Source organism: uncultured Dysgonomonas sp. (genome assembly GCF_900079725.1).
Lineage (GTDB): Bacteria > Bacteroidota > Bacteroidia > Bacteroidales > Dysgonomonadaceae > Dysgonomonas.
The window spans coordinates 4,722,949-4,747,611 of record NZ_LT599032.1 but is presented as its reverse complement, the minus strand read 5'-3'; the positions used below and the strand labels follow the sequence as shown (position 1 = coordinate 4,747,611).

The following is a 24,663-nucleotide window of genomic DNA, read 5'->3' as shown; positions in this document are numbered from 1 at the left end:
GGAACTACAAGCCATATCGCCTGTAGTTCCTTATCGATTAAATAGTATTTAATGAAGAGCGTACTCTTTATCTATATCATTCGGGCACATAGATTATTTCGCCGTTTTCCAATTCGTAGGCTATACCCACTTTCTTGCCCTTTTGCTGAGTCGAAGACTGGTCTTGAGACGGGGTGTATTTGTTTATTTTATTCCCCTCTTTGGTGATGATCTCCATGTTATCTTTGCCCGGATTTTTTACAATTGTATAGTCCTCTTGTGTAAAAACCTCTGTCATATTCATATGCATCACCATGGCCACCATCAGAGCCACAGCAAAAACCATTGCCACGTCGAAAAGGTTTACGATCACACTTAGCGGATCGGTATCCTCTTCTTTCGAGAATTTACTGATTCTTCTTTGTCCTCGTCTCATACCTGTTCTCGTTTTTCGGTTAGTATTCTAGACACATAATCCAGATTATTCACATCCTTGGCATACCAGCGTTGCTTGAACTGAAGCGTAACCAGACCGACAGCGCTAACAACAAGCCCTACAACGGTGGTCGCAAATACAACCTGCATATTGTAAGCCATCCCTGATATATCGCCGGTAGATAGTCCAACCAAAGCCGGACTCATGGCTATCAATGTACCGATAAGCCCCAGTACAGGTCCCATCTTGGCTAGTAGTTTCGATAGAGATGCATCTTTCTCCGCTTCATTCTCAAAGTTGGAGATCAGATAGTCGGAATAGGCATCGCTGGCGGGAGTGGTAAGCAAATCGCGAAGACATCTGACAAACAGAGAGTTGTCCTTTTCGGGCAACGAGCTTTTCAGCGTATCCAGATTTGCTATATTTAGATTTTTAATTCTATTGTTCAATTCTTTGTCGTTTTTCCTTTTTACCATAAACTGATTGTAGAAACTACCGATTAGCAGTAGTGAGCGTGCAAAAAGGAATAACAGGATAATAATGTCGGGTATAAGTAAACTATTGGCTACCCAGAATAATACTTTTGAAATTGCTTCCATTAATAATTCTTATTTAGTTGATTGTGATAATTTGTTCTTTGATTCTTTCTTTTGTCTGATTATCCATTTTACCTTATTCCAGAAAAAGCCCAGTACAAAAGCTGTACCGAACAATCCCAAAGACAGCAATAAGGCTTTTATATTCAGTTGTTCCTCTACTGCGGCATAAGTCACATTTCCATTCACGGTAGTTATCAGACCTATAATGCATACAAAAAGGCTGACAAGGAAATACACCTCCAGCCTTAGTTCCTTTTCGGGATATACATATCTTACCAAATAGCTCAAAGCCGGAAGAATAAGGAGAGTGGCCACGGCCAAAATATAGGATATGGTATCGAAATCCGTTCCCGGAAAACTGAATATCAGCTGAGTGAGGAGATAGAATAATACGGGGAATATCAGTAAACTAGGATACCAATAGAGAGGTTGTATCCAGCGTTTCACTTTCTTGCCGAACATATCCCGCAAGGCGGCAAAGCAGAAGGCAAAGCAAATGGCCGACTCTATGGTTATGAGTACGGCGGCATCCTGCATCACCTTTATGTTTTTGAGATAGTCGGCCAATTGGGTCTTCGACTGCATGGTGGCATACTGACACGTCCACAAGACGAAAACAGCACAAACCAGACCAAATATAGCTGCCTGCCAAGGCTTCCAGAAACTTAGTTTTACAATGCAATTTATAACAATAAAAAGCATTAATATCTGTATAATTAATTCCATAAAATAATAGGTCGGAGAAATCGTACAGACAACGTCTCCGACCTCTATATTTAGAATCTGTTTAAATTTTTCAAGAATATGATTTTGAAGGATAAAACGAGCTGTTTCGAAGTCAAAATTTTTGAGTTTAGCGGGCTAAACAATAAAATTTCTGACAAGATAAGAGCCGTTTTAGATTCAAAATGCTTCATTTACTAAAATTTAAACAGTTTCTTAGTTATTACTCTTACGTTTTTTGCGCAGTACGAACAATAGTGCAAGGAATGCAACCAAAACGACTGCAACGACAATGATACCGTTCAATGGGTTTTCTTCGCCATTGTCAGACTGGCTCATCGAGTCTTTCTTCAGTACGGTTCCACTCTTGTTGATGTCGGACGATGCATCTGCGGTCTTCATCTTCTGAAGCTGTTGCTTATAGCCTGATGCATTCTCAGGAGTAGATTTCTGTGCAATGAAATTCTGTAACTTCGCATTCGAACCCGAAAAGCCTGATCCTGTTGCGCCGAATTCATTTACCAAGTCGGTATGTAGTTTGGCTACATCGGCTAATTGCTGTTCCGATGCTTTCCACATTCCTTTGCGGGCGGTTTCCAACATTACGGCGGTAATCTCCTGCATTGCTGCCGGATTTTCCTGCTTAAAGAAACCCTGAACACCCAGATTGTGCGAGTCCTTTACATATACATCATACAGTTCGTCCCACATCTCGTTGTCGACAACGTCGGGCTTCATTACGTTCCATGCATAGGTATTGGTCACCACTTCAGTTATTTGTGCGGCACTCGAAGCCTTGCCTTTCATTACTTCCTTGATATAAGCCGGATTGAAAACCGTAGAGCGAGACTCCACTCCGATAGCTTCTTTAAGTTCTTGCATCTTGGCATTGTTGCGGTTGCGATAATCGGCAAAGTAAGCATCCGGGTCTTTACCCGTCACTTCACGAACAGCCAGATTCATTCCTCCCATAAATTCATATACATGGTCGAGGCTCAATGCTCCCCATGTATTGCTTTGGCGAGGCTGTACTACAACGTCCGTATTATGTAGCACTGCACGAAGAAGTCCCGCTTTGTATTCGCCCCATTCTTTATCGCTACCGTACACTGCACCCATGTTATTGATATAGGTATCGGCTATTTCTTTCTCGCTCTCCCATTTATCGCCACTGGTAACCATACCTTGAATGCCTGTACCATACATACCGTTGATACCTCCAAACACACGCTGGGTAGACATTTCACGCGCATTCTTTGGCGGTATGCCCTGTTCTACAAGCTGACGCTCGATCTCGGTTGTACTGGTAGATACATAGTTGCCATTCTTATCATCCTTGGCCGAAGCTGCCATTTCCACAGCGCGCGTAATCAGAGACAGGCGGGATGCAGCCAGATCACGGAACTGACCCGAAGTCTGTACTACAACATCGATACGAGGACGACCTAAGGTCTCGGACGAAATCAACTGAATGTCCGATACCCTGCCAAAAGCATCACGCACCGGCTCTATACCGAGCATGTAAAGAGCCTGCGCAATAGTAGTTCCTTCGCTTTCGATAAACTCGCTGCTCCAGAATGTATAGCTCACTTTCTTCGGATATTCTCCATGCTGCTTCTTGTACCGATCCAGCGTTGCATTTACAAGGGTGATTCCTTTGTCCCAAGCTACTTCCGATGGGGTAGCCTCTGCATTTATAGAATAGAGGTTACGTCCGGTAGGCACAGCATTCGGATTTGCCACGGCGTCGCCACCCGATGATGGAGCGATATAGCCGCCCGAAAGTGCATTTAGGATAGATTTTAGTTCCAATTCGGGGCTCTGTACCAATGCATTCTTATAGTTGACGATATTATTGATCGTGCGTTCTACTTCCGTAATAGCACGGGCACGGTCTTTTTGCTCTTTCGTAAATTCGGGTTTCTTAGGCTTTTCGGCCGGCTTAGGAGCTTCCTCTTTTTTGGTTTTTGTTTCCTCCGGTCTTTCTCCTATTTTGGGTATCCACGAAGGATGTCCCCCACCCGATTTGGCGGCAGGTTTTCCATTAGCACCCGACGATGCTGCCATTGCCATCATACCGCGACGTGGCGGTGTGAGTATTTTTTTTGCTTCGCTGAGGTCTTTTGTCTGAATACCCGCCACTTGGCAAATAAATGTACTGTCTACAGTCTTGCCATTCAATACTTGATTTACCAATACTTTGGCTGGTTCTAAATAACGCTGGGTGAATACAACTTTGTTTTTCAATTGCTGTTCGGTAACCTTACCTCGCTGCTTGTCGAGTGCTGCCAGACTGTAAGCAATAGGGTCGGCACTCATAGCTAATACAGACGATTTTATCTTTTCAGCATCGTATCGTATCCCTGTGGTGTACAATTGTCCTGTCATCTTCTCGTTGGCAATCTCTTCCGAGAAATTTTCGATGCGTTCTATATCTGCCGTAGTGTAGGGAGAGCTAAGAACACTGTCTAATCGCAATTCGCGGTGTAATCCCATCTGCACGGCAATTTTCTTCACTGCCAGCGAAGCTTTTGACTGATGAGCCTCATCCGTCTTGTAATAATCGCGGATCTTATCCTGTAAAACTTTGAACTGCGAACGGGTATTGCTTTCCATAAACGGCGGTGTCAGATACGATAGTGTGGTAGCATACGAACGGCGTTTGGCCATCATACTTTCTCCGATATTGCCAATGGTATAATAGTAGAAGTGCGGAATAGTCCCTACCAAACGGTCTGGCCAGTCATTGCTGCTCAAGGCTACTTGCTTTTGAGGAGTAAATTCGAGACTGCCATGTGTACCAAAATGCAGCATAGCATCGGCTTTGAAAGCATACTGCGACCACAGATATGCTCCGATGTATGTGTGCGGAGGTGCTGATTTAGCTCCGTGGACAATGGCAAAGGCATCACCCCCGAGTGCAGCCATAGGCTGAGGCAGAAGTGCAATATTTCCGAGTTGGATACGGGCAACTGCCAGATAGTATTTGTTGTCCTTGTGAACGCTCATGTATGCTCCGGGAGCTTCTCCGTATGTATTTACTACATCGGCATATAGTTCATCCGAAAGCGATTGATGTATCCACGATTCGTATTCTGATTTTTCGACCAATGCCGGTTTTCCGTTTTTCAGATAGTTGTCGAATGCTCCTTCGGCATAGGTGCTTAGGATTGCACCCTGAGCCATGAGCAGTTTTTCGAACTCCAACTCTGTTGCAGGCAGATTGTCTACTTTATATCCTTCGGCTTTTAGTCGTTTTAGCAGGTTGTAAAGAGATGGCACTGTTTCCAGTCCCTGGGCTGTGAGCGTTTCCTGTCCTGCTCCTTTGAAGTAATAGATAGCAACTTTCTTATCTGCATTACTTTTTCTCTTCAGGCTGATGAAATTATTGACGATCTGTGTCAGATTCTTCAACCTATCGGGTATAGCCTTGAAGAGATATAAGCCGTCTTTATCAACTTCCTGAGCATTGACTACATACGGATAGATAGCCCCGTCCAATTCGGGCATAACGATGCTTTGAGACATGAATCCACCGAACATTCCCATCGGGTCTTTCATCCAATCTTCCTTCGTTTGCAGGATAGTAAGAGGTGAGAATATAGGTATATTCCTTTCTTTGAGCCACTCCACTGCGGCATCGGCCTGCCCCATAGCCAAACGGCCATGTGCATAATAAACTACGGCATCGGGTTGTATTTGTTTCAGAAAATCGAGACGTTTCATGGCCGATGAAACAGGGTAAACGTTCATCCCTGCATTTTGGAACGAAACAATCATGCTGTCTATATTGGCCCTGTTTCCGCTAAAGGGATCGTTAAGTCCGCCTACTATGGCGATCTTAGCCCCGCCTTCTTTATAGAAGTTATGCTCTTTGATATACTTTTCGTATTCGGCTGCTGTGTTGAACGATACATTGTCGTCTAAATGGTAAAGCACATCGGATGCGCTCTCCACTACCGAATCGGCTGGAGTAACAAAGAATGACTTTTTATCAATATGCTGACGGATATACCTTGCCAGACTTTGATAATTTTTCCTGTTACCATTACTGATATATGAAGAAACGCTCTCTTTCTGTATACTGTCGAGGCTGCATATATTATTATCGGGATTAGTAGCAGCATAGATATAAATCGGTGTTCCGTTATCGGCAGCACCTTGTATTTTATTACGCTGTTCTGCCGAAACATTCATTCCCATACCAAATCCCAAAACGAAATCATACTTTTTCAGTTTATCGAGATCGTCGAGAGATACTTCTTCAAAGCTTATAAAATCGTCTGTATTTGACTTTATAAGGCTGGTAACCTGAAACTGCTGAAAATTGACAAGACCGATCTTGGTGGTGGAAGCAAATTTAGCCCAAGCGATCCATCCGACAATAATTAGCAATACAGCGCATATTATAATTATAACTTTTGACTTAGACATACTTAGTAATAGTTACTTAATTTATTTGCCAGATACTTTAATGCAAGTTGGCAAACCGAAAGAATCGATCTGCCATACTTGTATTTATTCTATCTGGATATGCTTTTATTTAATTAATGCGTATTCTATTTGCGGACGTCCTCTATCGCCCTTGTCATTAGCCAATCCCATAGTAAGGAAACGCAATTTGTAATAGAATCCGTTGGCGTCTTTTATTACATAGTAGCGGTCGAACTGTATGCCAAGAGGAGCTGTAGAACCACCCATATTAGATGTTACACGCCAATTGCTACCGATCACGTTGCGGGCTTTAGAAAATGTAAGACTTGTTAATTTAGATTCGTTGAAATCTTCGTATTTGGTATCTGCCACCATCACCTGCACAGCTTCTGTTCCGGCTACATTATTGATAAGTACCAAGTCTTGCATAAAGTATGGCATACCCATCGTAGAACCGATGTTATATCCCCATACTATATCCCATTTCTTAGCCTCCGGTTCTACATTAACCGTTGTGCCTGTCTCCAGAGACAAGAATGTGAAATTATAAGCTGTATTTTTAGCTATCTCTACAGTCTTGATTGTGGTCTCACTAACTTTGGCATACTGTACTTTGTACCCCTCACCGTTACGGCTAACTTTTACTTTATACCATTGATCACGGCTAGTTTTATTTCCTTCCGATGCAACAAAATAAACCTTATTCTCACTATCGGTAGCCGATATTGTCGCAAATACGGTTTTAGTAAGATCTCCGTCAAAACTGTCTATTACTTCTGTAGATAATCCTTCTGTAGTCATCGGACTTGCTGCAATGTCTTTTGCGGCTTCGGCATCAGCAAGAGTTATTGCTGTAATATCTGTCTTGGTAGAAGCTGTTGCGGTAGTGGCATAAGCTCCATTCAATACGACCTTGAAATCATTTCCACCATAAAATCCTAAATTCCAACTCTTACGGTCAACTGGAGTTTGCGTATTACTACTTAAATCCACATATACAGAATTAGCATAAGCTATGTCACCTACTTTTCCTTCAAGAGTCAGCTTCTGACCTTCCGATACTATTGCTCCGAATTTCAGTGTGGCCTCTTTTTTATCACCAATAACGATACCATCATTTACAGATATTGAAGATATAGTAAAAGCCAGAGTTTCTGTACCTTCAAATAAAGCGTTACTAACTTTAGATACTTTAAATGAAGCAGATGTACTTCCTGCCGGAATATTCACTACAAGTTTATCACTTCCAACGGCTGGTGTTGTAGTAAATTGTGTCCCATAGACTGCTCCTGTAGCTGTAACTCCCAGTGTGACATCAATTGCCGATTCGGCTTTACGACTCAGGTTTATAGTAACGTCTATAGATTGATTATCTTCGTCGAGACCCAATTCAGTAGATGTAAAGTTGACCGTAATATCCGGCAATTTCACATCGTCTTCACTATCGCTACACGAGTTGAAGACCATCAAGGCCGTAAAAAGAAATAAGTAGAATAATTTTTTCATTTTGTCTATTTATTGATTAATTATTTATTAAAAAGAAAACTCAAACCGACGAAGTAGGAACGTCCACAACCTTTCAGTGTAGAAGGCCCGCTTACGTCGTGCCCGCTGCCTCCAGCGGTGTTTCTTACGGTTGTTATATCAAATATATTTTTAATTCCGGCATTTATATTCAGATATTTACCTGCGCGCTGGCTAATTGTAAAATCAGCCCAGTGGAAACTACCTACGCCTCCGAGATACAATTCTTTGGTCGTGCTATCGTACTGATACTCGTCTCGGCTACCTGTAAATTTGTAAAACAGATTAAGGTTAGTTTTACTCTTTGTTATATGATAAGTGATACTCGCACTCAGTTCGGGAGAGAAACGAAAATCGGGCATATCTTTATTTTCGGCTGCTACATCTTCGTTGTCTTGCAGATTGTTGTAACGCCCAACCAGAGAGAAGCCGATATTTGCCTGTAGATTTTTCCACATCAAAGCATTCTCGAACGTTCCGCCGGTTGTTTTATACTTAGATATATTCTTATATGTTGTTTTGGTCGAATTCTCCGATTCATAAGCTGTCTCTATACGGTCTTGAAAATCGTTATAGAAAGCAGACAGTGTGGAGGTAAGTCTTATAGTTTCGTTGTGAAATATACGCCATGTATAAGAGCCTGTGAAATTGTTGGAGTATTCGGCTTTCAGATCCGGATTGCCCTCTATGTCGTGATTGGCATTGTGAAAAGAGAAGTACAACTCCTGTAATGTAGGCGCTCTGAAGCCGTATGCATACGACAGGCGCAGATCCATATCAGGATTTAGCGAAAACTTTGTACTTACCGACGGAATGGCCACCGGAGCATCGTAGTCGGCAGCTATAATGGACCGCACTCCCGGGCGAATACTGAACCATTCGGTAGCACGCCATTCGGCTGACAGAAAAGCGGCAAACGTAGAAATATCAGGTTCTCCGAATATACGCCCACCAGAGCCTTTGTCCCAGTTGTATTCGATTCCGGGTTGCAAGTCGATATTGGATGTTGCTTTCCACGTAGCTGTTGCTCGTGTAAAGATGCCCTGAAATTTGGATACATCCTGAGCCGATTCATCTGTCGATAACCATTTCTCACCGCTTTCCAAATCAGAAACAATCGTACGTGTACGCCGTTTGTAATCCTGATAGGACGAAACCACATTGAAACCCAGCCTATTGTTTACTTTCCAATCTGCTTGCATATTGTGGGTATATCTGTCGACAAGGTAATCTACGTCTACAATTTCGTTTGAAGTTTCTGTTTTGGGATTTTCCGGTTTAAATGTCGTCTCATCGAGATAACTAAGGCGATACCATACATTCAAGTTTTTTTTCTTATATCCGGCAGTTACGTCGTAGTAGAACTGATCCTTGGGTGCCCATGTTCTGGCTCGTCCCACTTCGTCGCCTCTCCATCCTCCTGTGACGTTACGCGAGTATGCACCATCGAGATAGATGCCTGTTTTTGACCCCCAGTTCAGATTCAGGCTTTCGTTGTGGATACCTTCTCCCGAAAATGCTTCATATTCATCTCCTATCGTCTCTTCCTGCACACGTGCAGATACGGAGTATGTATTCCTGTCGGGTACCACTCTAGCCTTTTTGGTTATCACATTCACCACTCCGGCCAAGGCATCGGTACCATATATGACAGACATGGGACCTTCTATAATTTCGATCTGTTCTATCGTATTTATATCTATCTGGCTCAGGCTTTGCTTGGTTGCCCCTCTATCTACAAGGGGTACACCGTCGACGAGTATTTTTATATTATTGCCTCCCATTCCCATCAGTTCAAACTTATTCTCTCCCAAAGCTATATCATTGGTAATCCGTACCCCGATCTCGGTATTCAACAACGATTGCATATCAGTCGCTGCTTTTTGCTGTATGGCCTGATTATTAATCACCCTTACTTTGTAAAGAGAGTTACGAAGCGACTGTGGGGTAAACTGTCCGGTTACAACCACCTCTTCCAACTGGTTTTTATTTTCTATAATAGTAAGGTCTGGAAAGAAGTTTGAATCACTAGTTTTAATAATAACAGGAGTTTCTTTACGATGAGCTGCAATAGAATATACAACTAAGATATATTCCCCGGCAGGAGCATCAAATTCGAAGTGACCATTTTCATCTGTTATACAACCGTAAGTTGTATTTTTCAAAGAGACTGAGATACACTCAGCCGGCTGTCCATCAGTAGTTTTCACTATTCCTGAGACTCTTTCTTTTGTCGTTTTTTGCGCAATAGTATTCAAGGTGACTGCAAAGAGAGCAATCACTATAAATATATACTTTAACATATGTTTATAGAATTATATTAGATATTTTAAATTAATATCCGGGATTATTGTTTTTTCATAAAATTCAGTATAATAGTGCCAATTTTACGATTACAAATGTACGGGTAAGGTATAGCCTGTACAATCCCTAAAAATAATGAAAATTAAAATTAACTGTACCTATTAATGAGTATAGATATAATCATGGAGCCATATTATCAAAATTAAACAAGCCCGTCACAACAATATGTAACAGGCTAATTTAAAGCAAGAAAAGTGTACTTATAAAAATTTCAGTTATTCCTCGTTTTTACAAAACAGTTATTCAAGTGCTAGTACTTCAGGTATAATAGTTGCATTCTCAATCGTATCTTGTTCTGTAACCATCTTACAGGTACCAAAGAAATTTGCACCAGCCTCAATCTCTAAGTTTAAAGCTGTTATCTCTCCTTTGAAATAAGATGATGATTTAAGCCGAACAATATCATAGGCAATAACATCGCCGTTAATCTTACCCATCAACTCGATACTGCTACTTTTGATATTACCATTTACTCTGCCATCGGGGCCAATTATAACTTTTCCTTCGCAATTAATATTACCCTCGATACTGCCGTCAATCCGAAGATCTCCTTTTGAATTTATCTCACCCGAAAACATTGTTGATTGAGACAGAACGCTATGCGCCTTATCTAAAGAGGCTGTTGATATAATACCTGATATATTATTTTTCTTATTAAACATATTCAACTTTTTATAAGATTTTTGACTTCTGATATTTAAATAAATGAAACTCAAAGAAAACTATCTTACTATCCTTCGTTCATAATTTACACAATGAGCGATAAAACTCCTGAATAATCTGGACAAAATACCGGTCTTTGAACAAGGTTATCCACCCATCTTTCCATTGTTGAAAACCTTTACATTTAATCCCGCAATTGAGAACCATCTGATGTTCTGTTCTTTCTACAACCCTTAGTTGAGGATTACCAGCCTTTTCATATCCATTCTTCAATACTGATATCAGTATTGTTTTCTTATTTTCAGGCTCTGTATATTTAAAAACGGCATCAACACAACAAATAGAGTATAGATAAAATGCCGAATATTCGTATGCAAACCAATAATCATTAATTTTATACAGGTATATCTGGTTATTATCAGAACCATTTTTACTTTCTTTCATCAATATTTGTTGCATATTATCCATGAGCTCATTTATTTTATAAATTATTACATTACAAAGCCATTATTTTTTCCACTTTAGTTTTGCCATCTTCTGTTTGTACTTTTACGATATACAAGCCTTGGGCTAACGATAGAGGTTTGGTATAAACAGTTGAGTTTATCTGCCTATTCAAATGTATCAGCCTTCCATACAAGTCGTATACGCGAACAACTTTAATTATCCGGTCAGATTTTACATCTAAAACATCATTTTGGTAAACTATATGAATGTCTTTATCTACATTTCCAACAATATCTCCGGAAGATGCCATACGCAAGACAAACCTTTCTGCATCTATATATCTGTTTTCTATAGTTGTCTTTCGCTGATTAAAATGATAAATATAATTATCGGTCAGATCCTGCTCTATAGACATAAATTTGTCTACTAATACAGGGCGTACGCCATAGGTCGAATAAAATTCAGACACATTTTCGAATGTAAACTTCAGAGGTTTTTGAGTATCGGAGCATTTGACACCTATACCTATTTCTTTGACACCATCCTCAATTGCTTGAACAAGATTATAGTCCTTGCCGTCAGGCGTGATGAAAAACGTTTCGGGGACAACATATCCCTCTGTATATATCATTTTCTTTACATTATTCTGATTATCCTCTGCCTGAGATGCATTCAAAATGGCATAGTCTCCAGCCATATCATTATTATCACTCGTTTTCAGATAGAGAGAACTACCTTCCGGCAATACTTGAGATAATCCTCTGAAGGTAGATCCAGTCAGAGCATATGTCCCCTCGAATGGATACAATAACTCTGTATGATTCACCCCTTCGGCCAATGTCACGATAAATGCCTGTTGAGGTTTAATATTGTTTGTTGCCGAAAATGGAAAGTTCTGCCATGTCTGTAATGTGCTATTGAATATATAATATCCATCACTGGCCAATAGCTTCGGCGCACCCGGATCTATGTTATTGGCATCGAGGAAGCGTTTAGAGTTAATAGAGGCCATAAACGGATTCCCAACCATTATTTTCGGTGATGTAGCTATTTGCTTAGATACTTCCTGGGCATATCCGGGGACACTGCTTCCTCCTACAGTTATATTCTTAACCGCATTCGTAGGTGATTCGTATATAAACCTATAAGAGTCTGTTCCACGTGTCATTCGTCCTACCGGAGAATATATCAACTGAAGTGTTTTAGTATCAAAATAGAAGAACTTGCTTTCGTGCGTAAATTTATCGTAGGTATGAGCCGGATAAAACGGAGCTTTTGTCTCATTTTCAAAGTATGGAAATTCCAGAACTCCCTCAAGGCCATTCATGTGGCAATGATCATTGTATCCTATCTCATTTTTATACGAAGGAATTCTGATCGCAATTGCATTATTAGTCGTTGCCAAATTGATATCATTTCTCGCATATGCTTTACTGAAATCCCCGGCTTCTACCTCTACAGACTGCCCGGTTACAGGATCTTGTATATTAAAACCACCTTGCCATGTTAGAGGAAAACCGCCAAATGAAAAGTCTCCGGATGCCATATTTTTTAATGGAGCGGCTAACGCATACCAGGTATCCCGTTCTTGTACCAGACATGGGGAGCCAGCCCCGTTCTTGTCGGGCTGAGCACCTTCCGCCAGTCCGCTTGTATTACTGTAATACCCCCAATTATACTGGACAAATGCTTTTTCATAGGCTAACTTATACTGGTATGCAACTTCTGCTCCATACTGGAAAGTAATATTCCTACATTGCGGAGTTCCATATATATTTACAGGTGTACTACCTAAGTCCAGTGAAGGATAATTATCCGAACCTCCCGTTATCTGCACATCTGTACATGCCAATGGCACCATCCCTAGCTGATTGCCATCTTTATCCATCCAGTTGTCCGGGTTATTCCAATTACTATCTGCGGCTGTTGATTTCCAATATAAAGCTGTTGGCTGCGCCACTACCTTAATGGTAAATGTATTGCTTTCAAATTGCTGACCACAGAATCCATCGATAGTTATCCTTTTGAAATGTGTATCAGTAGCAAGAATGCCGGGCGTATAACTTACATTTTTTGCACCTTGTATATCTGTCCATATTACGTCATCTGTGCTAGACTGCCACTGATATGTGAATGAATTACTCCCACCTGAAGCTACTGTAATTTCTTTTATTTCCAATGGGTGCTGATTTTCACATACAAATGAATTACCCTTTATAGTTCCTGCTACAACAGGAGCATTTACCGTAATAATAAATGTAAGTTTTGTACCTTCACAATTTTCATATTTGGGTGTTACTTCTATTGTAGCTGTTAGAGGTGCAGTACCTGGATTGGTCGCGGTAAAAGACGGCAGACTTGAACCCGAACCGATAGCAACAAGACCGATAGCAGCATTATTATTTTTCCATGTATATGTCACTTTGCCGGATGGAGTGGCTGTAGTTTCAAATGGGATAGATGGTACCTGAGTGTTATTACATACTGTCAAATTAGTAATAGGTTTCACGATGGCTGTCGGATTGACTGTAATAGTGAATGTCAACGGCGTGCCAATACAATCTTCATATTTGGGTGTTACTTCTATTGTGGCTGTTAGAGCTGTAGTACCTGAATTTACTGCAGTAAAAGACGGCAGACTCGAACCCGAACCACTAGTGACAAGCCCTATAGCGGTATTATTGTTTTTCCATGTATATGTCACTTTTTCTGTCGGAGTAGCTGTAGTTTCAAATGATATGGACGGAACTAAATTATTATTACATACCGTTAGATTAGCAATAGGCTTCACGATGGCTGTCGGATTGACTGTAATAGTGAATGTCAATGGCGTGCCAATACAATCTTCATATTTGGGTGTTACCTCAATTGTGGCTGTTATGGGTGCAGTACTCGGATTTACAGCAGTAAAAGAAGGCAGACTTGAACTAAAACCACTGATAACAAGACCAATATCCGTATTACTATTTTTCCATGTATATGTCACTTTGCCGGATGGAGTGGCTGTAGTTTCAAATGGGATAGATGGTACCTGAGTGTTATTACATACTGTCAAATTAGTAATAGGCTTCACGATAACTGTCGGGTTGACTGTAATAGTAAATGTCAACGGCGTGCCGATACAATCTTCATATTTGGGTGTTACTTCTATTGTGGCTGTTAGAGGTGCAATACCTGAATTTACTGCAGTAAAAGACGGCAGATTTGAACCCGAACCGCTGGCAACAAGACCGATAGTAGCATTACTATTTTTCCATGTATACGTTACTTTATTAGTTGGTATGGCCGTAGTTTCGAATGGGATAGACGATACCAAGCTGTTATTACAGACTGTCAGATTAGAAATAGGTTTTACATCGGCAACCGGATTGACTATTATCTTATAACTTTTTGAAACACCAACACAACCAAATGCCGTAGGAGTAACTGTTACCGTAGCTTCCAACTGCCCTGTGGTCGTATTCTTCGCGGTAAATTGAGGAATATCCCCTGTACCCGAAGTTAGACCGATAGCAGGATTGCTGCATGTCCATGCATAAGTAGTTCCGGCAACTGTGCTTGTAAGTGTTACTTTAGGCACAATAGTTCCGGCACAGACAGTGGTTTCGGTAAAGGTATTATTTATAACGGGTTTACCTGTTATAACTGCAGTAAGTGTTTCTGTATTACAACCAATAGAGTCACGTACCATAACTGTATATGAACCCGGTGCCAATCCGGTAAAAGGTACAGCTATCTTTTGCCAGTCGACTCCTCCATTCCGACTCATTTCCACACGTGGAGAACCGCCGGTGGCCTCAACATATAAACTACCGTCATTACCATTACATGACGGTGTAGTCTTTACCGTAGCAGATAAAAACTGTTGATATACATATATTGTTTTTGTTATTTCACCACATCCCGGAATCGTTGCCTTAATATTAAAGTCTCCACCGTTTGTAGACACAGTACTCAATACTTTGTAAGGCACACTTACTTCCGTCGAATATGCAGGTACATTAATTGTCGCAGGCATATTGCTGCCATCCGGCTGTTTTATAAAATTCACAGCAGCTCCGGAATAAGTCATTCCGATTGTCCTTGCCACAGAACTTTTGTTTATCTTCAATGTGAATTTATTACTTTCGCAAGCCTGAAAGACATTATCCATGCCCTGAATCTCATTTCCATGATTAGTAATACCAAGCCCTAAGTCGAAACTACCAGCTTTAAGGAATACTCCCGACCCATAACTGTTATCCCCAACATTAGCTATAGCTAGTTTTAATCTGTACTTTTTCCCCGGCTCTACGGTAGCTTTTGCTGTCAAAACTGTTGTATGTCCGTTATATTCTACTTGTTGTCCGGCTGTAGTATAACAATTTACAAAATACTCGGTGTTTCTTAGTTGGTTTACATTATAGATTGCAACCGGTAAATCAGTAGTGCCGGGTACTATCGCAATATTTTTTTTGTTGGAAATACCATCCTCATCAGATATAAAAAAACCAAATACGTCATTATAAGTCGGATTATTAGAATAATTGGGATATTCTTCCGATCCGAATACATATTCAAAACTGATTTGAGATGATTGTGGTGTAAAAGTAAATTCCAATACCGTACCACAATTTACACTATTAGTGGTTAAAGCCTGCAAATCTGCATCACTAAGCGCTTTACCTCCATTCAACGTACTTTGAGATCCGCTTCCACTACTATTGGGACCTTCTGCATACAGCCCCGGTCCGGTGGTAAGTAAAATCCCACTTTCTATACCCAATACACGGGTTCCCGCCGTTTGTCCTCCACTAAAGTACGACATAGATCTGTTGTATTCCGGACTCGTTGCTGACCATGCTGTACCTGTCCAGTTTAATGCATGAAGTGTAACATCTTCAATTACTCCTTCCGTAGCACAATCACCTCCCTGGCTTTTGAGGAATATTTTTTCTACAAGTTCAGCCGGGGTATATGTTACGATGGCTGCATCCCTGTTTACAGAAATACTATTTGCATTAGGTGATGCCGGACGATTAGACGTTCGTGGCATTATAGAACCTCTGGCCCTCTCTTTAGCTATTGCAATGCTATCCTCGGTAGTGATATGCTGAGCATTAGCTCCAAGATAAGGCAAAAGAAATACAGAAAAGAGTATTACTTTTAAACTACTATGTATTTTATTGATTCTCATCTCATTTAAAATCTAATTAAGGTCTCTGACCTATTTATTACTTTTGTATCTGCAACAACAATAGTAGGTTACGATTAAATAATGTTGCATTAAATATTACCTTTTACTTATCAAACACTTCCATTAAAAGAAACCTGCGAATCTCCCGACTCACAGGATTCACCTTAACACAAACTTTACAAAACTTCGATAACCCACTTTGGGCTACATCATTATTCGCTAATCGAATGTTATATCCTGACCTATGAAATCCTCCCAGTCTTTCACCGTCACCTTTACATCAAGGTCAGTATCAGGTTCACCTCTGAATTTCAGTACTACCTGAACAATACGGTTAATCTTAGGAACAAAAGGTATTTCGATAGGAGTTTTTCCATAATAACTTGCATTATTTAACGGCATACTTGCACGCAGGCGTAATTTGTGATGCGTAGTATCGCTATGTGTAACAGCAAATGAGTCATCACCTCTGTGTGCCGGCACAATAAAATCGACTGTATCTGCTTTCAGTTGATTATTAAAATTGAAATATTCTCTTATTGGCTTATCTGACTGATAAGGTGCATCTCTGGTAGGAAGATACTTTCCACTCCAAGCCAAAGTGGTAGGTACATCAAGTAGCTCCACAAAAGCAAGAGGATTCGTACCCTCTACGATATTTCCAAAACCGGTATATTCTTCTAATATCACCTGTATTTTTGCCACATTTCTGTTTAGAGAGGCATCCTTGTAAGTTGTTATGCCTTGTTGGATCTCTGTATTGAAGATAGGTGCATAGCTTAATTCTGCGGGAGTCTGTGAGAGAAACTGATTCGCAGGAGCTATCAATTTGGTCTCCCACATGGGAGATGTATCAATATTGCCTCCGTACGGAATATTCAATTGACCTGAAACATCTGTATTACAACTGATGAGTACCAGATTCCATTCCCCAACTGTCATAGTGATAGAAAGCTTATCTCCTGATTTATCAACATTAAATTGTTCTTTGACAAATTTCCGGTCCTCATCAAATACATACAAGTGCGAATTATTTATTAACTCAACGGGTACAGATTTTGTATGCATGGACAGTATTGATTGCCCGTCCTCTTGTTTCTGACTTATTTGCATGACATTACTATCCGTACAACCTTGAAAAAGAAGCATTAATGCTAATGTAATAAAGGTCAAAAGAAATAAAGTCATACATGTTTTCAAAAAGAAAACAAAACGAGGGAAAGATGTATATATAATAGTTTTTATTCTCATAATTTTTCTGTTTTCTTACTTATAAGTATTTCCTTCCCAAGGAAAGAGATTCCTACCTATTGTTTCATCTATCTCGATCGCCATATTCGGACTCTGTGCACTTTTCAAGAGGGTAGCATTATTTCCATATACAGTTCCCAGACCTCTTATTGTAGCTTTGATACCATATTGGTAATTGCGCTTTATGTAATCATGTGTTGTTTTTCCCGGAGCCGGGGCATTCACTATTACCGGATAATAGCATTTGACCGTTTTGATAACCCCTGCATCCTTTGTACTCTCAAAATTGTATCTTACTCCTATCACAAAATAGGTAGGATAAAGGGTACTTTCATCGTTTTCGAAAACATAATACCATAAAGGGGTATCATTAGCTGTTACGTCAGATGTTATATCATATTTTTGTGTGAAGATTGGCTCTGTTAAATAGCTTGTCAATTCGCTTGCAGGGTTAAGATTGTTTAATAATGTGGGATCGCACAGAAACTGATATCCTGTATTACATCCATGACCAAATTTTCCGGACAGCACATTTGCCGATTCGGAAGAAAACCATGATGCAGTTTTCACATTCATCATAAATACTGAATCGATATGATAGGTATAATTATTCGTAGGGTAATCCTTCTCAAATTCTATAGCAGGTGCCAGGTCAAATTCAATCTTTTGAATCGCGACCCTTGCCACCAGCCGTTCCAGCACAAACGGATTAATACCAAACAAAGCATGCCCATAATCGGATGCAACATCTCCGGGACGACCATTGTTTGATGTATATCCCAAATAATGTTGTTCTTCTGTATTTTTAAAATTTACATTCTTTTCACAATGGCACATGGTAAGATTAGTCTTTAAATCCGAAGGATTAATTCCTCCGATTGGAGGATTATCACCCGGATTGGGAATCACCGTCCCTGGATGAGGAAATAAACCTTGCGTATTCAAATTTTCATATTTCTGTAGAAATTGTGTTATATTTTTTACAGAGGCAAAATATCCGTCCGGTGCATTGGCAATAACATATATGTCACGTTTTCCGGCAGTCAGGCTGATTCCTTTTATTTCATCTATGGTTTGATACTCATTTCCATTGATTATTTTACGCGGTACAGAATCATGTCCGTCAACTTTCCCCGCTTCATATTCTCCTGTTGATTTAAATATTAGAACGTCGAGTCTGTAAATCTGACTTTCAAAATCAGAATCATCAATATTGCCTACCGACTTTTCTTTTGTATCCTCATTCGGGTTCAGCAACATGGAAAGAAAAATCTTCTTGTCACCATCAGTATTGCCACCCTCATCAATAAAGACACTATCTCCGGAACAGGAACATACAAATCCCATTATCCACAGGAGTATAATGGTCATATTTATATGTTCTTTTATATTCATTTTTTTCATTGCTTGTACCATTTATCCTTACGATTATATTGATCCCCATTCTTTAATGTTCAGGAACCAGGCATATTATTTTCAGGATGTTATTGAAAGGTATAATGTACATTACACCAAGCTATAGTAGCTTTTTTATCTTTCAGATAGGATAATGAATTTACACCTGCATAATTTAATGCACCAAAACAGGTTTCATCCCTATTTTTCGCCCTGTGCTGCATAAAAGACAATTCTTTTCCCACACCGGTAAGACCCTGTTTTATCACCAGTTTATTCCTATCGCCATAAGCAAAATTATTCCAGGAATTATGCATAGTATTATATATTTGCAAAACCCCGTTTTCGAATCTATAGGTATAAGTATATTTTTCAGGGAAGAAAGCTAGTGTTGTATCATCTATAAACGCCAGCATTAATTCCTGACAAAGATTTTCTTTCTGTACAATATATTGTTTCCAAATGGCCATCGGGTCAAACTCGGAAGAATCCAACTCTACAGCACCTTTACGGGAACCGGTATATACCTTAAACTCTTTAATTACAGAATGTCTAAAAGACAGAATAGAAGGGACGTTTAAATATTCCATATTTCTCATTCTTTAAATTAGTTATTCAAAAACAGGGTCAGCAAATAAAAAACAAAACAGATACTTTTCTAATTCTTAATCATTAATCACAAAGCTTGCTGATTTGCCTTCGGTTGAAATGGATATTTGTGGGCTATACTCCGGTGTGGTTACAGAATTAATTTCCATAACTAATTTTTTAGGCCCGGCCTTATCTTTATCGAAGAGAACGATACCATTCAGATTTACTGTACTACGATTACCATCGCCCCAGATACGGAGGTCGTGAAGGTTAGTCAGTACAAAGTCTTTCCCCTCTGTAGCCGTAGTTTCAGTTCCAATTGAACAAGTTACATTTACATCTCCTCCTGTAGCATTTGTCAGTAATGCTCCATCAGATGCTCTCAACAGTGATATGCGATAAAATCCTGAGACAATATTATTCATTCTTCCATGGTCACCCAAAGAAGTAATTGCAATCATAGCCTGCTGGTCGATAATATTACCGGCACAACTCAACAGCGAGCTTTCAAAATTGATATTCGCATCATTTATAGCATGTATTTTATTGAAATCCACCACCACTGACTTAGGTAACTCATAGCGTGTATCATTCAGGGTTTTTACATTAAATGAACCTGTTTTTTGGCCTTTGCTTATAACAACGCGCGGTATTACTCCCATATCAAAATCCAAAGCGTCAGCTGTTCCTTTACCATATACACCATCTATAATAATGTCCGATCCGGTTGAATTCACCAGCATCTCACCGTTTGTTTTGAATATTCCCAATTCGTATGTAACATCTTTCTGGTCTTCTACACCATCTTCGGTATTTACTAATTTTACCAAAACTTCCTGATCCTCAACCGTACCAATACCTACAGGCTTCACCAGGTAACTGTGATTTACATTAGCCAGATGCATTTCGAACACTTTGCGCCCTTCCATTAGGTTATTAGCTTTGATAGGGACTTCCACATCTTGTTTTATCATATAACGGGTAGCACCGTCATTTGCAGGAACAAAAGAGAGGCTTCCTTTTATCGGAGAGTAATTGTCGGCTTCGGTCGCCGTTCCTGCTTTAGTTCCGTATTCAACTGTTACAGGTACAGGTACACCCTGCTCTGTGGTCGAATATCCTGTCAGTGTCACTGTAAACAGTGCTGTTGTATAACCATTAACCGGTTTATTTATCCTCACATCAGATACATATACTCCATGACCGAGCTTAACCACGCGGTTATTTCTTCCTTTGAATAGTATGTCACCGTTGGAGGTGAAGTTTATTTCTTCAAAAATATTCCTCTCATTTTCGATAGCATACCGGTCAAAGAGCATATCGCCCATATTTGAAAGCATGCAAATACGTCCTGTTGCCGTACTGGCTAGAAAAATACCATTTTGAGTCAATTGGGTTTTATCGAAATTACCATCGGTAGATTTCTGATATATCTGCCGCCCGTCTTTAGCCAATCCTACAATTGTTCCGCGACTGCGGTCTGCATCGAAGCCTACGACAACGGATTCTCCCGAAACAGGATTCAGCCCCATGCCCGATATACTTCCTCTCAAGATATACTTCAAAAGGTCGGTACCATCGTTACGCAAAAGCGAGTAATAACATTTATCGCCACCATTGCCTCCAACCAATATGTTTCCATTGTTTGCCAGATAGAGATGCTCTAAGGTAGAGAACTCCGATGCAGGAACAATTTCCTTATTAAAGACAATATCTCCTTCTGTCCTTATTTTTATAACACGTCCACCTGTAGATGCACTGCTTCCAATAAGAAAAATATGATCGTCAGGCGCTGTTATCATTTTGTGTATATGGAAACCTTGATCGGGCAGATTAGTGACAAAAAAAGGCTTACCCTTACTATCTAAACGAACTACAGAAGCAGTGGTCCCCTCTTCTCCGGTAAATGCGGCATGTATATATTCTGTAGTACTGCCTAAAACATCGAACCCGATACAAGTCCCGCTTTCACTGGAAAGGTATTTATATATGACTTTCCCTGTTGCATCTACTTTCCCTAACAATCCGGCTCTTACATCTCCGGTCTTCGGCTCATATCCCCCAAGTACAAGGTTGCCGTCTTTTAAAACTTTTCCACAGAATAATTCGCTACCGTCTTCCCCCAGATATACATCTGTCAGAATTTTGCCTGTGTTATCTACAATGATGGCACGTCCACATACTTTATTGGTCTTCTTTTTCAGAATAAGGTAATTGGATTGTCCCAAAATCAATATTTTATCTTTGTCTATGTAAGAAACACTGTTCACTGACGTGAAACCCGATGGCAACGAATGAGAGAAATAGATATCCCCTCCACGCTTCACCCATGTTATTGTGGTCTTCTCTCCTACTGACCCAACCAAAACAACCTGACCATCCGAAGCCGGATAAATATGCTGGTATTGAATACCTTCGCCATCATACGTTCTGTCATAGACTACCGGCATATACTGGGCATTAGCCTTTTGTACTGAAAACCCAATCAATAGAGCACAAATCAGTAAACTTTCGAATATTTTTCTTCTGTACTTCATGTATATATTTGTTATGTTATTTAATTACTGCTTTTATATCTACCCTTCTGGCTTTTCTATTCATCCATATTCTATGGTTCCAAATAGAAGTATTCCGGTTATCATTATAAAATGGGACTTCTAGCGGAGAATCATTATTGATGAATATCTGACCTTTACCTGTTACCCTTGCCCGTGCTTTAATACCTTGTTGTGATAACCATTGGGCAACAACTTCAGCCCTCCTTTTCGATAAGTCGTAGTTGTAGGCTTCCGTTCCCATTTCATCAGCATATCCATCAATAATCAAAGACTCTATATTATGGAGGTCTGTTTCTGCAAGCCATATCTTTAATTCCTGAATTGCAGAAGGAAGTAAAACCGCTTTGTCGAAATCGAAATACACACTCAGTAAGGACTCGGATTCGAGGCTGAATTTAGGCACAGACTCACGGCGAGGTCTATTGAAGCTACCTTCGTTATTGACTAAAACTATAGCTCCATTTGTTATGGCATCAACTTCCGACATTCCATATATAAGATTTTCACTGCCGAAGTTCTTATTCCGTTCGAAATAAAAGATATCATCTTTATTGAAACGCTGCCTGTCTGATACCACGTATCCCCTATCCTTGTCTATTCTCAGCATACTGAAGTCGTTGAGAACAGTATTTATCGGGTAATCGAAATGAGTAAGGCTTCCATCTATTATCTTACCATTTTCGTAGCTTATTCCGTAGATATCATATCCTCCAAAGCCGACATGCCCATTTGATGAGAAAACCAGCATATCATTAAATATAGCAGGAGATATCTCATCGCCTTCTGTATTCACCTGTGCACCCAGATTAATAGGATCACCCCAGCTTTGTAGCTTTTCATCCCAATGAACAATATAGATATCATAGCCACCATAGCCACCATCCATATCGGATGAGAAAAGGACAGAACGATTCCTGTTGAATATAAAAGGATGAGCATAAGATGCCCCTTCCTTCTGAGGAAAAGCAGCCCTGAATGCAGACCAGCCTTTACGATTCTTATTATATTCTGAATAACATAATTTTGTTTTATATGTATTCACGCCTCCGGAAGACATCTCAACAGATTCGCCTTTGTCATACGCAACTTCAGTCACTATCATTTTCGACATATCATCGGAGAATGATAAAGGACCATTTTGCAAATCGACAGGAATCATATGCAACAACGGTTTGGATTTTCCTTTTTTCGTTGAGTTGATCGAATACTCGGAATTCTCATCCAAAGAATAATATCTGGTTCTGTGATAAAACTTTTTATTAGGGTCATGAAACTGGCTGCTACTTGTAGCATAGAAGTATTCATTTTTCATTTTACCTACCCAAAATTCAGAATATGGCGTATTAAACTTATCAAGTTTTTGAATATTAAATTCAGGTGTACCTACAGGTAAGAAACCATCTTCATAATTTAGAGCATGTAATATATTCAAATAACGTTGATCCTTTTTGTATACATCTCTATAGGCGTATTCCCTTGCAATTCTGATTGCTTTCAGTTTTTCACCCGAATACCTCAATGCATCCAAATAATTGCAGATATCTACTGATGTAAATAGGTTTTCGTTTGATGATATTGCTGCATCGTAATGAGGTATCGCCGAAACGTAATCCAGTAATGTCAGATACAGCCTTGCAGTTTTCAGATGAAGGGTGGCTATATAAGCGTCTGTCTTTACTTCTTTTAATGCTGATTCGTAAAGTTTCATCGCTTTATCGAAATCCTGTTCAACAAACTTGCGGTCAGCCTTTACCTCTATTTTACGGGCTTTATTATCCTGCCTATCCTGCCGTACATCCTGTGTATATGCATTATAGGATAATGCAACCAAACAGCACAAGGATAAAAATCGCATTCTTATTTTTCTGTTTACCATTAGTTATATATTATCTGAATATATTATACACTAAGTGAATTCCAAATTTGGTCGGTCCCCAATAACTCTTCGTTTTTTTACTTTCCAGAGGAAAATCGGCGTATTCTCCTCCCAGTTCGAATTTATCGTATTGTAAATGGGCATATCCGACACCGGCATTGATATCTAACCGAAATCTGCTGGATAGGTAAAATTTATAGCCAATGGTAGCACCAGTGGAAAGTCCCCATCCTTTTCTTCGATAACTGGTTTTAGTATCATCGCTGTTTTTGAGGCCAATATTAAAATTTCCGACCATAGCATAAGGACCGATGTACAATCCATCCCAAAGATCATTGGTATAATAATACTTTGGCTTGATATAATATCGTAGATCGACGCTTCCTATAAGTGTTCTGAATACCTCTTCGTTCTTTTTGAACAGATAAGGCGCCCAAAGAACATCGCCATTAACAGTAAGCTGTTTTCCGACCGACCATTCAATACCTATATTGGGATTTCCTGTAACAATCAGGGGTATGTTTGTTTTTATAGCCTGAGCGTCGGCTCCGGGACAACAGACTATGAATAAAAGTAAGCTGCTAAATATGTACCGCAAAGGACGTTTCATTTATTCAATCGTGTTTATTTATTAGTTATTCGTCTTA

Annotated in this window: 15 protein-coding genes; all 15 read right to left on the bottom strand. The window is 39.8% G+C overall.

The window, feature by feature from the left end:
- Positions 1-76: 76 nt before the first annotated feature.
- The 15 genes from QZL88_RS19365 to QZL88_RS19295 all read right to left on the bottom strand — a co-directional run bounded on the left by QZL88_RS19365 (position 77) and on the right by QZL88_RS19295 (position 24,626).
- Entirely contained in the window at positions 77-415 is a 339-nt protein-coding gene (locus tag QZL88_RS19365; RefSeq protein WP_296944179.1) for a DUF2149 domain-containing protein, read from the bottom strand.
- Positions 412-1,014 carry a MotA/TolQ/ExbB proton channel family protein gene (locus tag QZL88_RS19360; RefSeq protein WP_296944176.1) on the bottom strand — a complete coding sequence of 201 codons (603 nt, stop codon included), beginning with the start codon at positions 1,012-1,014 and terminating at the stop codon, positions 412-414. The genes QZL88_RS19365 and QZL88_RS19360 overlap by 4 nt, the downstream gene beginning before the upstream one ends.
- Before the next feature lie 9 nt (positions 1,015-1,023).
- The gene (locus tag QZL88_RS19355) at positions 1,024-1,740 is read right to left on the bottom strand and encodes a hypothetical protein (RefSeq protein WP_296944174.1); all 717 of its coding nucleotides are present in this window, start codon (positions 1,738-1,740) and stop codon (positions 1,024-1,026) included.
- 213 nt (positions 1,741-1,953) lie between these two features.
- Positions 1,954-6,171, bottom strand: coding sequence for a cobaltochelatase subunit CobN (locus QZL88_RS19350; RefSeq protein ID WP_296944172.1), 4,218 nt, complete (start codon positions 6,169-6,171; stop codon positions 1,954-1,956).
- Between the two features lie 105 nt (positions 6,172-6,276).
- A complete protein-coding gene (locus tag QZL88_RS19345; RefSeq protein ID WP_296944170.1) occupies positions 6,277-7,677 on the bottom strand; it encodes an HmuY family protein in 1,401 nt (466 codons plus the stop codon).
- 20 nt (positions 7,678-7,697) lie between these two features.
- Positions 7,698-9,998 (bottom strand): TonB-dependent receptor, encoded by a 2,301-nt coding sequence (locus QZL88_RS19340; protein WP_296944168.1) that lies wholly within the window; start codon positions 9,996-9,998, stop codon positions 7,698-7,700.
- 300 nt (positions 9,999-10,298) lie between these two features.
- Positions 10,299-10,721: a polymer-forming cytoskeletal protein gene (locus QZL88_RS19335; protein ID WP_296944165.1), complete on the bottom strand. Its 423-nt coding sequence runs from the start codon at positions 10,719-10,721 to the stop codon at positions 10,299-10,301.
- 79 nt (positions 10,722-10,800) lie between these two features.
- A complete protein-coding gene (locus tag QZL88_RS19330; protein WP_296944162.1) occupies positions 10,801-11,190 on the bottom strand; it encodes a hypothetical protein in 390 nt (129 codons plus the stop codon).
- 28 nt (positions 11,191-11,218) lie between these two features.
- Positions 11,219-16,345 carry a choice-of-anchor L domain-containing protein gene (locus tag QZL88_RS19325; protein ID WP_296944160.1) on the bottom strand — a complete coding sequence of 1,709 codons (5,127 nt, stop codon included), beginning with the start codon at positions 16,343-16,345 and terminating at the stop codon, positions 11,219-11,221.
- 219 nt (positions 16,346-16,564) lie between these two features.
- Positions 16,565-17,596, bottom strand: coding sequence for a FimB/Mfa2 family fimbrial subunit (locus tag QZL88_RS19320; RefSeq protein WP_296944158.1), 1,032 nt, complete (start codon positions 17,594-17,596; stop codon positions 16,565-16,567).
- 15 nt (positions 17,597-17,611) lie between these two features.
- Complete coding sequence (locus QZL88_RS19315) at positions 17,612-19,000, bottom strand: fimbrial protein (RefSeq protein WP_296944156.1); 1,389 nt, start codon at positions 18,998-19,000, stop codon at positions 17,612-17,614.
- Between the two features lie 80 nt (positions 19,001-19,080).
- Positions 19,081-19,581: a hypothetical protein gene (locus tag QZL88_RS19310; RefSeq protein WP_296944153.1), complete on the bottom strand. Its 501-nt coding sequence runs from the start codon at positions 19,579-19,581 to the stop codon at positions 19,081-19,083.
- Positions 19,582-19,656: 75 nt separating this feature from the next.
- The gene (locus QZL88_RS19305; protein WP_296944150.1) at positions 19,657-22,119 is read right to left on the bottom strand and encodes a Calx-beta domain-containing protein; all 2,463 of its coding nucleotides are present in this window, start codon (positions 22,117-22,119) and stop codon (positions 19,657-19,659) included.
- Positions 22,120-22,135: 16 nt separating this feature from the next.
- On the bottom strand, positions 22,136-23,995 hold the full coding sequence (locus tag QZL88_RS19300; protein WP_296944148.1) for an OmpA family protein: 1,860 nt from the start codon (positions 23,993-23,995) through the stop codon (positions 22,136-22,138).
- A 31-nt stretch (positions 23,996-24,026) separates the two neighbouring features.
- Positions 24,027-24,626, bottom strand: coding sequence for a DUF3575 domain-containing protein (locus tag QZL88_RS19295; protein ID WP_296944146.1), 600 nt, complete (start codon positions 24,624-24,626; stop codon positions 24,027-24,029).
- Positions 24,627-24,663: the final 37 nt, after the last annotated feature.

Bases quoted from the DNA above. Each gene is read 5' to 3' on its own strand.
- QZL88_RS19315 (WP_296944156.1), bottom strand. From the start codon at position 19,000: ATGAAAAAAATGAATATAAAAGAACATATAAATATGACCATTATACTC.
- QZL88_RS19360 (WP_296944176.1), bottom strand. From the start codon at position 1,014: ATGGAAGCAATTTCAAAAGTATTATTCTGGGTAGCCAATAGTTTACTT.
- QZL88_RS19340 (WP_296944168.1), bottom strand. From the start codon at position 9,998: ATGTTAAAGTATATATTTATAGTGATTGCTCTCTTTGCAGTCACCTTG.
- QZL88_RS19330 (WP_296944162.1), bottom strand. From the start codon at position 11,190: ATGGATAATATGCAACAAATATTGATGAAAGAAAGTAAAAATGGTTCT.
- QZL88_RS19335 (WP_296944165.1), bottom strand. From the start codon at position 10,721: ATGTTTAATAAGAAAAATAATATATCAGGTATTATATCAACAGCCTCT.
- QZL88_RS19365 (WP_296944179.1), bottom strand. From the start codon at position 415: ATGAGACGAGGACAAAGAAGAATCAGTAAATTCTCGAAAGAAGAGGAT.
- QZL88_RS19295 (WP_296944146.1), bottom strand. From the start codon at position 24,626: ATGAAACGTCCTTTGCGGTACATATTTAGCAGCTTACTTTTATTCATA.
- QZL88_RS19310 (WP_296944153.1), bottom strand. From the start codon at position 19,581: ATGGAATATTTAAACGTCCCTTCTATTCTGTCTTTTAGACATTCTGTA.
- QZL88_RS19305 (WP_296944150.1), bottom strand. From the start codon at position 22,119: ATGAAGTACAGAAGAAAAATATTCGAAAGTTTACTGATTTGTGCTCTA.
- QZL88_RS19350 (WP_296944172.1), bottom strand. From the start codon at position 6,171: ATGTCTAAGTCAAAAGTTATAATTATAATATGCGCTGTATTGCTAATT.
- QZL88_RS19355 (WP_296944174.1), bottom strand. From the start codon at position 1,740: ATGGAATTAATTATACAGATATTAATGCTTTTTATTGTTATAAATTGC.
- QZL88_RS19325 (WP_296944160.1), bottom strand. From the start codon at position 16,345: ATGAGAATCAATAAAATACATAGTAGTTTAAAAGTAATACTCTTTTCT.
- QZL88_RS19345 (WP_296944170.1), bottom strand. From the start codon at position 7,677: ATGAAAAAATTATTCTACTTATTTCTTTTTACGGCCTTGATGGTCTTC.
- QZL88_RS19300 (WP_296944148.1), bottom strand. From the start codon at position 23,995: ATGCGATTTTTATCCTTGTGCTGTTTGGTTGCATTATCCTATAATGCA.
- QZL88_RS19320 (WP_296944158.1), bottom strand. From the start codon at position 17,596: ATGAGAATAAAAACTATTATATATACATCTTTCCCTCGTTTTGTTTTC.